This window comes from Streptomyces sp. x-19 (genome assembly GCF_046549115.1).
Lineage (GTDB): Bacteria > Actinomycetota > Actinomycetes > Streptomycetales > Streptomycetaceae > Streptomyces > Streptomyces albulus_C.
The window spans coordinates 1-10,987 of sequence record NZ_JAJPWK010000060.1; the positions used below are offsets into that span (position 1 = coordinate 1).

Genomic DNA, 10,987 nt, shown 5'->3' on the forward strand with positions numbered 1-10,987 from the left:
GCATGCCGCAACCACCGTGTGCCCACCGCCGGCGCTGCCCCGACGGCGACGGCCGCATCCTCACTGGTCAGCCCCTTGGCGATCTCACGCCAGAACAGTCGCTCAACCTCCCGCCGCGTCGAGGGCCACCCCGGCGACTTCATCGGCGACCGCCCTGTCAACTCCGTCATCCAACCCGCTGGCCGTCCCACAGCACACCCCTCTGATCAGGAGTGTTGCAACGACTGGTTGAACCCAGGTTGAGCTCCGTGATCGGTGTGCATGATGGCGCCCTTGAGGCTGCCCCGGGTCCGCTCGGCAGCGGCCAGGGCGTCGATGACCAGCTCGGTGCGCATGTGATCGGCGAGTGCCCAGCCCGCCAGGCGCCGTGACGCGAGGTGGATCACGGTCGCGAGATAGCAGAACCTTCCGCCGCCGACGCTCAAGTACGTGATGTCGCCGACGTACTTCGTGTTCACCTCCTCGGCGGTGAAGTCTCGGCCGATCCGGTCCGGGGCCTTGGCGGCGGCCGGGTCCGGGACGGTGGTGCGGTGCCGACGGCGCAGGCGGCCGCCGGCCAAGCCGATCGTGCGCATGACGCGCGCGACGCGCTTGTGGTTGATCTGCTCGCCGTCCTCACGGAGTTCGGCGGTGATCCTCGGGACGCCGTAGGTGCCGTCCGATTCACGGTGAACGGCGCGTATCCTCGCGGCGAGCCTGGCGTCGGCCGCCTGGCAGGCAGCTCGGTAGGCGGCGGTCTTGCGCCAGTAGTAGAAGCTCGAGCGGGCGATGCCCAAGACGGTGCACAGCCGCTTCACGCCGTGGCGGCGCTGGTGGTCTTCAACGAACTGGAAGCGGTTCACCAGCGCGTCTCCGTTGCGAAATGCCGGGCCGCTTTGCGCAGGATGTCCCGCTCTTCTTCGAGTTCACGGACCCGCTTGCGCAAGGCGGTCACTTCCGCCGAGTCCGCTGCCGACGTGGCCGGCTGGGCCGCCGAGTGCGAGCCCGGACGCCGCCCGTCGGCGGCCCGTATCCAGTTCCTGAGCGTCTCGGTGTTGACCTCCAGATCAGCCGCGACCGACTTGATCGTCGCTCCCGGCCGTGAGCGGTACAGCGCGACCGCGTCCGCCTTGAACTCCGGCGGATAGTGCTTCATCCCCACTGGGCCTCCGTTCTCCCAGATCCTCAAGATCCAGTGTCTACGGTGTCCAGGACGCGGGGTGAGGGCCCGATTGCCGAGATGCACAAGCTCATCGAAGGCCGGTTCGCGAACACGAACTCGCCGACATCATCCTGAGCGACCCGGGCGTCGGCACCGTCCTTGGTGCCGAGTTCCTCGCCGCCGTCGGTGGCGGCCTGGACGACTTCGACTCCCCAGATGCCCTGGCGGCCTTCGCCGGCGTCGCTCCCGCTCCTCGCGACTCCGGCAAGGTCAACGGCCACCTCCACCGGCCGAACGCCTACCACCGAAGACTCCAACGGGTCCTTCTACGCCTCCGCGCTGGTCAGCATCCGCTGTGACCCCAACTCCCGGTATGACCGCAAACGTGCCGAAGGGAAGAAGCACGTCCAGGTCGCGCTCGCCTTCGCTCGCTCGGCGATGGCGGGGTGCTCCTCTTCCCGCCAGGCGGTCACCTTCTCCTGCTGCTGGCGGTAGGAGCGGCGGGGGGCCGCGGGGAAAAGCCGTGCCGGCGCAGCCACTTGCCGTTTGAGGACGCCGAGGGCCATCGCTTTCATATCACTGAACGCTTCCGCGCCTGAAAGTCTGTCACCGCCGTGCCCGCGACCGCCTGAACGCCGCGTCACCACCAGGCCGATCACATCAGCAGTACGCCCTAACTCACCTGCCACGCCCACAACTTGACAACGCCAATCAGGCCAATTCATCCCTGAGCGACAGGTTGTTATTAAAGAGGTTCACTGAAAGGTTCATCTCCAGGAAAAGGTTCACCATCAGATCTGTCGGTGTCGTCGCTTGCCCTGTCGCCTTCTGGTCTGTCGGGGTCGACTGGGTGTGTCTGCTGAAGAAGAAAGCGTTCGCTCTCCCAGGAAAGAGTGTGTTCGATCTGGATGATGTTCAGGCCGGTTGCCTGGACAAGTCCCGCTTCATCGAGGCCTTCGGGATGTGCCCGCAGTGCACGGGTGATCTTTCCTGCCCATAGCTCTTCCTTTAGGTATGGGCGTTGCCGGTACTGCTGTTGGAGCTCGCCAAGGTGCTCGGCGCTGCAGGCTACCAGGAGCCGCTGGCCATCCTGGTGAGGATCGTCTGGATGGATCACAGAGGAATCCGGCGCCAGCGAGAAGATCCGCATGCTGGGCGGGATGGTTCGGCCGCACAGATCGCATAGCCCGGAATCGAGTTCAGGGCTAATCGATTCGTCATTTTCGTGCACGGGGGACTCTCCACCTTCCTCTACGGGCCCAAAGCTCCGGCTCGCCCACCACGCGCAATGTCACTTTGATGGACATTTCGACAGGTGGTGCGCACGCCGAAAGGATTTCTGTGCCGTGTAATTCTGTGCCCGTTCTTTGGACACCTGCAACCCAGCTCGCGCCTCGGGCAGGTGGGGATGAGCTCGAGCTTGCCCGGAAAATGGGCAGACACATTACGCAGAGACCCCCGTCCACCGGAACGGCGACTCACCCGCGCATGCACGAATGATCACATGAACTACGATTCATGTTGATGGGTGAGCCAGTGGGGTGAGTTTCGAGTTGATCGTTTCCAGGTGGGCTTCCGATCTTGAAGGCCGTTGTCACGCCAACACGGAAGGCGTCCTGATTCCCGGCGGCGATGATGGCGCACGCCACGCGTGTGCTTGTACCACCGCTTCCCTGTCGGCTTCCTGGTGTGTGCCTGTCCGGAACGTTCGGAGCACCTCACTGTCGGGTGAGGTGGGCTTCGCGGGCAAGTAGGGCGGCTTGAACGCGGTTGTCGACGTGGAGCTTGGCGAGGATGCGGCTGACGTGCATTTTCACGGTGGATTCGCTCGTGAAGAGGGTCTGGGCGATGTTCGCGTTGGACAGGCCTTCGGCAAGCTGGAGCAGGACTTGGTGCTCCCGTTTGGTGAGGGAAGCGATACGGGCGCGTTCTTCGGGAGTCAGCCCGCGGTGCCGTTGCAGCAGCATGTTGATGGCGTGCCGGGTGACCGCGGGTGAGAGCAGGGCGTTGCCCTCGGCGACTGTGTAGACGGCTTTGATGATGTCGGTCGGGAGGGTGTCTTTGAGGAGGAAGCCGGAGGCTCCGGCCCGTAGGGCCTCGGTAACGTATTCGTCGAGTTGGAAGGTCGTCAGGATGATGACGGCCGGGGCTGTGGGCAGGGCGAGGAGTGCGTGGGTGGCGGCAAGTCCGTCCATGCGGGGCATACGGATGTCTACGAGCGCCACGTCGCATGGGTGAGCCCGAGCCTCTGCGACGGCCGTGAGTCCGTCTGCGGCTTCGGCGGCCACGCGGATGCCGGGGTCGGCCTCGAGGATCGTGCGCAGTCCGTGACGCACGAACGGCTCGTCGTCAGCGATCAGGATTCTGAGCAAGGGGGGCTCCGGGAGGGGCGTGCGGGCCGGTTGCGCCGGGCTGGCCGGGGTTGCGCGGGATGGTGCCCAGGACGCGGAAGCCGCCGTCGGCTCCGGGCCGGGCTGTGAACGTGCCGCCGAGCACTCTGAGTCGTTCGGCGAGTCCGACGAGCCCGTATCCCCCGGAGGGGAGCGCGGCATCGGGTGAGCGGGTGGGCGGGCCGTTGGTGACCTCGACCCGGACGGCGAGGCCGTCGCTGGCAACGTCGACGCTCACGGGGGCTCCGGGGGCGTGTTTGAGCACGTTGGTGAGGGCTTCCTGCACAACGCGGTAGACCGCGACCTGCGCGGCTGTGGGCAGGGTCTCCAGCGGCCCGGTCTCGCGAAGGGTGATGTCGGCTCCCAAGTGGCGGCCGTCGGCGACGAGGGTGGCAAGATCGGCAGTGGTTGGGGTCGGTTCCAGCGAAGGCTCCGCGGCACGGCCGTTGTCGTCGGTCAGGACACCCAGGATGCCGCGCAGCTCGGTGAGCGCCTGGCTACCGGCGCTGCGAATGCGTTCGGCTTCCTGCCGTACCCAGTTGGCTCCGCGGTCGGCGCTGACTTGTAGCGCTCCGGCCACGAGCACGACGTGGCTGACGCGGTGGGCGACAACGTCGTGCAGCTCGCGGGCGATGCGAGTGCGCTCCTCTGCCCGGGCCCGTTCCTGCAGCAGGGTCTGACGCGCTTCCAGTGCTTCGGCCCGTTCTCGGGCGGTGGTGATCAGCTTCTGCCGCGTAGCCATGTGAAGGCCCATCAGCACCGGTGCAGCCACGAAGGGCACGGCGTACACCAGGTCCACCCCCGTGCCCGCCAGTTCCGAGGAGGTGGTCTCGGCGGCGAGGGCGCTCAGTCCTACGGCAAGCAACGGCAGGGGGCGGCGGTACATCCCTCCGAGGGTGTAGACCATGACCGCGACGGCCCCAGGCGCATAGCACAGGACGTGGGCCGCGAGGACCAGGCTGGTCACAGCACGTGGCCAGCGGTTGCGCCACAGGACGAGGAGGCCGGTCAGGGCGGCCGCGAGCGCCGCCCAATGCTGCCGGCCAGTCAGCAGGCCGCTGCCCACATGGACCAGCGAGTCACCGACGCCGAACACGGCAGCAGCCAGCGCCACCCAAGCATCGGCCCGGGAGGGACGCCAGCGGCGCCGCGATGTGCCGGCCTCCGGTAGACCAGAGCACTCCATACCACCAGCATACGAGGCCGTCCGGAGAAGGGCTGCCGGGACGTACCAGGCAATACCCGGCAGCCGTTCGCACTCCATGCATTCACTCGGACGCCCTCAGCCACCAGACGGGCCGACTGTCGTCGGTTCCCGCAACATCCCAAATGCCGTCGCGCCGCCAAGCTGTCCATGGTGTCGTCTCCATACGGCCCCTCCCGTCGGGCGCCGTCCAGCGTAGCCGGACCCGACGAAGTCAAGAGGCCAGAGGCTTGTGGAAGGGAGCCGACAATCATGTCTTCCCCGACCAAGGGGCCACGGCGGCGGTACGCCATCACCTGGCTCCAGCACCACTTTGGCGATAGGCCTCCCGGGATGCCCGGCCTCTTGCGCACCAGTGGCTCACAGCTCACGGTTGCGACAGCGAGTTCCTCGCCTGCGCCGAACTCGTTGTCGCCGAACTTGTCGCCAACGCCGCCGAGCACGGGGGCTGTCTCACCGCACTCAGTCTCGACATCGTCCCCCCGACACGTCGCGCTCCAGGGAGCCTGCTCGTCGGTGCCGACGACCCCGGCCAGGGCCACCCCATCCACGATGCGAGAGAGGGCCACGGCCCCGGAGCAATGCTTGGAACCTGTGGATTGGTGCCGGGAGGAACGCGGAGGGCGTGCCTTCCCGATGATCCCTTGAAGGTCTCCGAGTGGGCCCGCGTTCGCAGCGCGGGTCGGGAAGGCACGCCGTGCTCAGCGTAGTCACCGCCGCTGGTTCCACCCAGTCCGGCTCCTTGATCGACGAGGTCGTGCGCGAGGCGCCCGTCGCATGCTCGCCGCCGCGCTTGAAGCGGAAGTCAACCATTATATAGCCGAGTTGGCAGCCGAGACCGACGAACGTGGGCGGCGCCTGGTGGTCCGCAACGGCCACCACCGGCCCCGCACGGTGGTCACCGCAGCCGGCCCAGTCGAAGTACGGGCTCCCCGGGTAAACGACCGTCGCATCGACCAGGCGACGGGCGACCGCAAGCGGTTCTCCTCGACGATCCTGGCGCCCTGGTGCCGCAAGTCGCCGAAGATCTCCGAGGTACTGCCGCTGCTCTACCTGCACGGACTGTCCTCCGGCGACTTCGTGCCCGCGCTGGAGCAGTTCCTCGGCGGCACGGCCGGCCTGTCGCCGGCGACGGTGACCCGGTTGACAAAGCAGTGGCAGGACGACCACGCGGCCTTCCAGCAGCGGGACCTGTCGCAGACCGACTTCGTCTACGTGTGGGCCGACGGCGTGCACCCGAAGGTTCGGCTCGGCCAGGCCCACTCGTGCGTCCTGGTCCTGCTCGGCGTCCGACTGGACGGCACCAAGGAACTGATCGCCCTTGCGGAGGGGCTGCGGGAGTCCACCGAGTCCTGGGCCGACCTGCTCCGGGACTGCTGCGGCCGCGGCATGAGCGACCCCGAGCTGTCATCGGCGACGGCGCGATGGGCCTGTGGAACGCACTGGCCGAGGTCTTCCCCGCCGCCCGGCACCAGCGCTGCTGGGTCCACAAGGCCCGGAATGTCACGAACTGTCTTCCGAAGTCCGCACAACCGGGTGCGACGAAGGCAATGCAGGAGATCTACAACGCCGAGGACAGGGCCCACGCCGAGAAGGCCATCGACGCGTTCGCCCGCACCTACGGCGCCAAGTGGCCCAAGGCCGTCGCGAAAATCGTCGACGACCGCGACGAGCTGCTGGCATTCTACGACTTCCCAGCCGAGCGCTGGGTCCACCTGCGGACTACGAACCCCATCGAGTCCATTAGTTCGTCTTTGGTGTGCAGGTGGGACTCGGGGGGTAGACCGGGAATCGCCAACTCGCCATCAGCCTTGAAGGCGACTTCTACGAGTAGACCAGCATCCGCAGCTTGCTCGAGAGCTCTTTCCGCTGCCCGACGATTCGAAGGACTGTACGGTCGGGCGAACTCCCAAGGATATCGGTTGGGCGTGGCAGATGTGTAGTGGGTTGGAGGCCTCCCGTGCGCTGATGAAAGAGGTCAGTCGGTCTGCCATCACGACGCTCTTGCTGACGCGGCGACCAGCGCCGTCGCTGCGATGAGGCAACTGTTCGAGCAGCTCGGAGAGGAGGGTTGTGTATTCGTCCTTGTGTCGTTCCTTTAACAGTTGGAGCGCCTACTATCAGCTTCGCTCCGGTTGATGCGCCCATTGGCCCCAGCCGCTGCTTCAGGTGTCCAGTAGTGGATGGTTTGGAGACTGTTATTGAAAATGTCGGCGCCGCGATTCCACCACTGTTGTCCGATTAAGCCAGTTCCGGCTTTGGAGGGATCCTTGAGGAGTCGATTCACGGCACCGGCTGAGATGGGTCGTTGGATGATCTTCGAGACTGCATCTTCGGCAGCCCACGCCGTGAGGGGGGTTGGGGATGCGTTGAGCATTGCGATCGCCTCGTCTGCACTCGGGTGGTACGAACGCTGACGATTGTTCATCAAGGTCTCCTTCCCTATGTGAAAGGGCGCCCATCTGGACGGTTGGGCAGGCTCTCTAGTGGGGTCGGGGACTGGCGCGGTGGCTTCCGCTCCGTTTCCAGTCCCCGACCCTGCTTAGGGGTAGCCGGCCGCGTGTTGGCGGGCATGAGGAAGCCCTGCAATGAAGGGCCTTCCGATGCTATTTGAGTGGATCAATGTGCCTTTGTGTACGCCTCGCGGATTTCAGCCGGCACTCGTCCGCGGTCGTTCACGTCGTAGTCATTCTCCTTGGCCCATGCGCGGATCTTCGCTGTGTCCACGCCGCTGCTTACTGCCGTGTCAGTGCGACCACCGGCCTTCCGCGATCCCCGCACCCGTCGGCCGGCCCTGGTAAAGGGCGCGAGGGCCTCCAGCATCTTGTCGTAGCTGTCCGGCCCGAGGTCAATTTCGTATTTCACGCCGTCGATCGCGATCGAGTGGGTGGCGGCCTCTGGCGACTCTTCGCCCGTGAGGTCATCCGTGTAAATGGTTACTACCTTCTGTGCCATGGATGCATCCTATACGCAGGACAAAGACGCTGGCCCCACGTTGACAGAGAAGGTCCGTCACCAATTTCCCTCAGTTGGGTGCAGTCGCTGCCGACGTGGTCTCAAGCCGGCCTCGGGTCACATGAACATGAACCCCAGAACGCTCATGGCGGTGATAAAAGCGACCGGCGCGATAATGCTCTACTTCGGTACTCCTGGACACCGGCGAAGTTCCGTCACCGTTTGCCGTGGAAGGAGGCCGCCGCGAAGTTCTACTGACCGTTGGCGATCTCGACTTCTCGCACGCCGCCCAGGACGTCAGGATCGCCCGGCGGCGCACCCATACGAAGACAGGGAAACGGGCCCGCGAGACCGTCCACCTGATCACCGACCTCACCACCCTTGTACGGGGTGCGGGCCGAGCATCAGAAGCTGTGCAGCACGGCGTGAAACGGATCGTCAGGCGACGGGCCGGAACGGACGAGGCCCTTGCCCTTCAGCTGTCATCCGGTGATCGCTTTCTCTCTCACTTTCGGGTAGTCGCCAAACGTACCCTGCGTAGCCACAGGGTAAGGATCCTTCCGCATCCGCCCCGGTCACGGCCTGGGCCGGAGAGTCGGCCGGGTCGTCGAGTGCGCTCCGGGGCGCCGTCCGTCGGCCGCCCGGATCCAGTTGCGCAGCGTCTCGGTGTTCACCCCGAGGTCGGTGGCGACCGACTTGATCGTCGCTCCCGGCCTCGAGCGGTACTGCGCGACCGCGTTCGCCTTGAACTCGGCGGGGTAGTGCTTCATCACCATTTGTGCGGGACTCCTGTCCACCCGGACCATTAAGATCCAAGGGTCTCTGGTGCCCAAACTCCGGCGTCAGGGTCCTGCCTGGGGTAGGGCAGATGCTGGACAGGCTCAACGAGCAGGTGGAACGCGGGTATGTGTTGCTGCAGGCGGCGATGTCCGAAGGCGCCCTCGGAGACATTCCCGCCGCCTACTGTCGAGCGCAGGATCACGCGCAGTTGGACCCGAGTTCGACAGTTGGTGGGCATGCGCGGGCGATCGGGGCTCCCACCTGGGGTGATGCGGAAGGATGCGTATACCCACAGGGCTCCCAGCGCCCTGCACGGAGCGAGGAAAGCACGCGAGGAATGAGGTGACGGGCCATCAAATACTCTCCCAATGCGGTAGATTCCCCCGCTCCCTCGTGCTGGACAGGCAGATGCAAACTGCGGACGTTCCTGCAGGTCGAGAGTCTGGCGGGTACCGGTGGGCACACGGGCTGTCATCACGTCTCCGCAGGTCACCAGCACCAATTGGGCCCGTGTGCCCACCAACTGTCGAACTCGGGTTGGACAACGCGGCGTTGGCCACGCTCGCTCGGGTGGCCAGCGATTTCGTGTGCCGTCTCTGCCCGGCCAGTGGGGCGGACTGGACCACGAGCACCGATGCCAGTGGCAACTCGGCCAACATTGAGGACCGCTCCCCACAATAGCCGGTCTTCACCCGCCGCATGATGGCGGCCTGGTCCTCGGGGGACACCGCGCGTCGCAGGGCGGGTGTGGACGGTGCGGTTGGACCCCGACGGCCGCCCCTGCACCGGCACGGTCCGCCCAGTTCAGGACACGAACCGCTGCTGGAGTACTTAATGCTCATGCCTCTGTTGAGTCAAGCCGCGAACGGGCACCGGGCAGGTCGACACCCCCAAAGAGAGCCAGCCCCTGCGGGCGGCAGGAAGTACTCGGGTCAGCCTGCCCGGCGTCCTGCGGCACGTTACGCGCGGCCAACCCGATCACGAACACCGCTATCCCCAATACAAGTCGGAAGTACTTTCCGGAGGGGCGGGGCGCAGATCCCGCCATCATATGACTTCATTGGGTAGCCCCCCAGATGCACTTCCGAGCAGGTGGTGCGATGCTGGCAGGTGGGCAACCTTTAACGAGGCGTCCTATCTGGCTGGTGCGCAATGGCAGCTTTTGGGAGGCGATCCCATGAAAATGGTGGGCGATAATGCGAGTTACATGGGGCGGCTGGCGGACAGCTCAGTCAACGTTACGGAGGGGCTGGATTCGTTCGACGGCGAACGCTAAGGCTTCTGCCGACCGGCTGTTGCATTTTGGTGCAGCAGTGGCAGGAGAACAGCGTAGCATCATGGACTGTCTGAGGTTCTCGCTGCAGAGACTGGCGATGCTCACGGATGAAGTCTATTCTGGTCTTCCCTCAGTACCTCCCAGTGAGACGTCTCGGTGTTTTGCGCAGGCGCTTCACGAAACGCAGATTTACCTGGTACGTCTGGAGTATTTGAACCGCACGGTCGCGATGCTGAAGGAATGGGGTTTTTCTTCTCGCGATAGATAGTCCTCTGTATACTTGGGCAAGTGGCGGAATCGGCAGACGCGGCGGACTTAAAATCCGTTTCCCCCTGCGGGGTGTGTGGGTTCGAGCCCCACCTTGCCCACTCCGGGGTTTTGTGACAATGGGGTCGGCGGAGCGGCAGAACTCCTCGCAGATCGATGCCGGGCTCACTGGGCAGACCGAGAACTGCCAGGCCGCCGTGTACGCCGCGTACGTCACAGTGGCCGGATGGGCGCTGATTAATTTCGTGTTGCGCTTGGGCTGGGCCTATGGGCTCGTGGAGAGTCCAGAGATCGGGCGAAGTCGGCGAGCGTGCAGGTTGACGTGGTGCAGAAGTCCGGACTCTCGATGGTGAGCGGTCACGTACGTCTGATCCGGCTCGCCCTGTTCGTCGTCCACCCAGACGGAAGGGCGACCGTTGGCGTAGAGGTTGTCTCGTGTGGTGACGGTGTGGGCTGCGGCAGGATGTCCTTTGGTGAGAGCCGATCTGTCGCAGCGGCTGGTTCCTGACGGTTCTGCGGGAACTCGTCGCTTTGTTACTGCCGTTGTTCAACTCCCCGTCCGCATGGCGGTGGGTGAGCTTGTTCCGTTTTGACGGACTGGACGCCGTCGGTGTGGTGGTGAGGCCGCGAGGACGGTTTCGTACTCGGCGGGGCTGCGGTAGCCGAGGCTGCTGTGCAGACGTTTCTCTCGGGGTCGTTTCGCCGCGAGAGCTTCAGTGGGTGAATTTCCGCTGGTGGGTGCAGGGTGTCCCGGCTTCGCCCGTGCCCGGCACCTGTGGTGCATGGCTCATGAGGTGGAGTGGGCGGTGTTGAGTCGGGTCATGAGTTCGTGGTTCGCCGCTCGGGCGGGGGTCTGTCAACTTAACGGTGTAACTGGTGTGGTTGTTGGGTCAGATGCGGGTTGCTGAGAGGCGGCCGTCGAAGGCGATGTCGAACGCCTGGAGGGCCCGCTTCCAGCGCATCGTCCACCGCTT

At 65.2% G+C, this 10,987-nt stretch carries 9 protein-coding genes, 1 tRNA gene and 3 pseudogenes; 3 read left to right on the top strand and 10 right to left on the bottom strand.

Annotated elements, in window-relative coordinates:
- The 3 genes and pseudogenes from ACLJT4_RS41690 to ACLJT4_RS41700 form a co-directional block, all read right to left on the bottom strand.
- Nucleotides 1–170 (bottom strand): annotated as a pseudogene (locus ACLJT4_RS41690) (IS30 family transposase); the annotation flags it as partial.
- Nucleotides 171–206: 36 nt separating this feature from the next.
- Nucleotides 207–842, bottom strand: coding sequence for an IS3 family transposase (locus ACLJT4_RS41695; protein WP_411130352.1), 636 nt, complete (start codon nt 840–842; stop codon nt 207–209).
- The gene (locus ACLJT4_RS41700; protein ID WP_411130353.1) at nt 839–1,135 is read right to left on the bottom strand and encodes a transposase; all 297 of its coding nucleotides are present in this window, start codon (nt 1,133–1,135) and stop codon (nt 839–841) included. Before ACLJT4_RS41700 ends, ACLJT4_RS41695 begins: the two co-directional genes overlap by 4 nt.
- A 75-nt stretch (nt 1,136–1,210) precedes the next feature.
- Here ACLJT4_RS41700 and ACLJT4_RS41705 point away from each other — a divergent pair.
- Nucleotides 1,211–1,573 (top strand): annotated as a pseudogene (locus ACLJT4_RS41705) (transposase); the annotation flags it as partial.
- Here ACLJT4_RS41705 and ACLJT4_RS41710 read toward each other — a convergent pair.
- From ACLJT4_RS41710 to ACLJT4_RS41725, 4 genes are all read right to left on the bottom strand, one after another.
- A complete protein-coding gene (locus tag ACLJT4_RS41710) occupies nt 1,468–1,716 on the bottom strand; it encodes a hypothetical protein (RefSeq protein WP_411130363.1) in 249 nt (82 codons plus the stop codon). The pseudogene ACLJT4_RS41705 and the gene ACLJT4_RS41710 overlap by 106 nt on opposite strands.
- Nucleotides 1,717–1,886: 170 nt before the next feature.
- A complete protein-coding gene (locus ACLJT4_RS41715) occupies nt 1,887–2,372 on the bottom strand; it encodes a hypothetical protein (protein WP_411130355.1) in 486 nt (161 codons plus the stop codon).
- A 487-nt stretch (nt 2,373–2,859) separates the two neighbouring features.
- Nucleotides 2,860–3,513, bottom strand: coding sequence for a response regulator (locus ACLJT4_RS41720; RefSeq protein WP_411130356.1), 654 nt, complete (start codon nt 3,511–3,513; stop codon nt 2,860–2,862).
- Nucleotides 3,491–4,645, bottom strand: coding sequence for a sensor histidine kinase (locus ACLJT4_RS41725; RefSeq protein WP_411130357.1), 1,155 nt, complete (start codon nt 4,643–4,645; stop codon nt 3,491–3,493). The genes ACLJT4_RS41720 and ACLJT4_RS41725 overlap by 23 nt, the downstream gene beginning before the upstream one ends.
- A gap of 787 nt (nt 4,646–5,432) precedes the next feature.
- Between ACLJT4_RS41725 and ACLJT4_RS41730 the strand changes: the two are divergent.
- Nucleotides 5,433–6,525, top strand: a pseudogene (locus ACLJT4_RS41730) (IS256 family transposase); the annotation flags it as partial.
- Between the two features lie 308 nt (nt 6,526–6,833).
- Here ACLJT4_RS41730 and ACLJT4_RS41735 read toward each other — a convergent pair.
- From ACLJT4_RS41735 to ACLJT4_RS41745, 3 genes are all read right to left on the bottom strand, one after another.
- Complete coding sequence (locus ACLJT4_RS41735) at nt 6,834–7,163, bottom strand: hypothetical protein (RefSeq protein WP_411130359.1); 330 nt, start codon at nt 7,161–7,163, stop codon at nt 6,834–6,836.
- 191 nt (nt 7,164–7,354) lie between these two features.
- Nucleotides 7,355–7,690, bottom strand: coding sequence for a histone-like nucleoid-structuring protein Lsr2 (locus ACLJT4_RS41740; protein ID WP_411130360.1), 336 nt, complete (start codon nt 7,688–7,690; stop codon nt 7,355–7,357).
- A 575-nt stretch (nt 7,691–8,265) separates the two neighbouring features.
- A complete protein-coding gene (locus tag ACLJT4_RS41745; RefSeq protein ID WP_411130362.1) occupies nt 8,266–8,466 on the bottom strand; it encodes a transposase in 201 nt (66 codons plus the stop codon).
- A gap of 1,562 nt (nt 8,467–10,028) precedes the next feature.
- Here ACLJT4_RS41745 and ACLJT4_RS41750 point away from each other — a divergent pair.
- Nucleotides 10,029–10,114: transfer RNA gene (locus ACLJT4_RS41750), tRNA-Leu, on the top strand.
- Nucleotides 10,115–10,987: the final 873 nt, after the last annotated feature.

Coding starts and splice junctions, on each gene's coding strand:
- ACLJT4_RS41700 (WP_411130353.1), bottom strand. CDS start 1,135: ATGAAGCACTATCCGCCGGAGTTCAAGGCGGACGCGGTCGCGCTGTAC.
- ACLJT4_RS41710 (WP_411130363.1), bottom strand. CDS start 1,716: ATGAAAGCGATGGCCCTCGGCGTCCTCAAACGGCAAGTGGCTGCGCCG.
- ACLJT4_RS41735 (WP_411130359.1), bottom strand. CDS start 7,163: ATGAACAATCGTCAGCGTTCGTACCACCCGAGTGCAGACGAGGCGATC.
- ACLJT4_RS41740 (WP_411130360.1), bottom strand. CDS start 7,690: ATGGCACAGAAGGTAGTAACCATTTACACGGATGACCTCACGGGCGAA.
- ACLJT4_RS41745 (WP_411130362.1), bottom strand. CDS start 8,466: ATGGTGATGAAGCACTACCCCGCCGAGTTCAAGGCGAACGCGGTCGCG.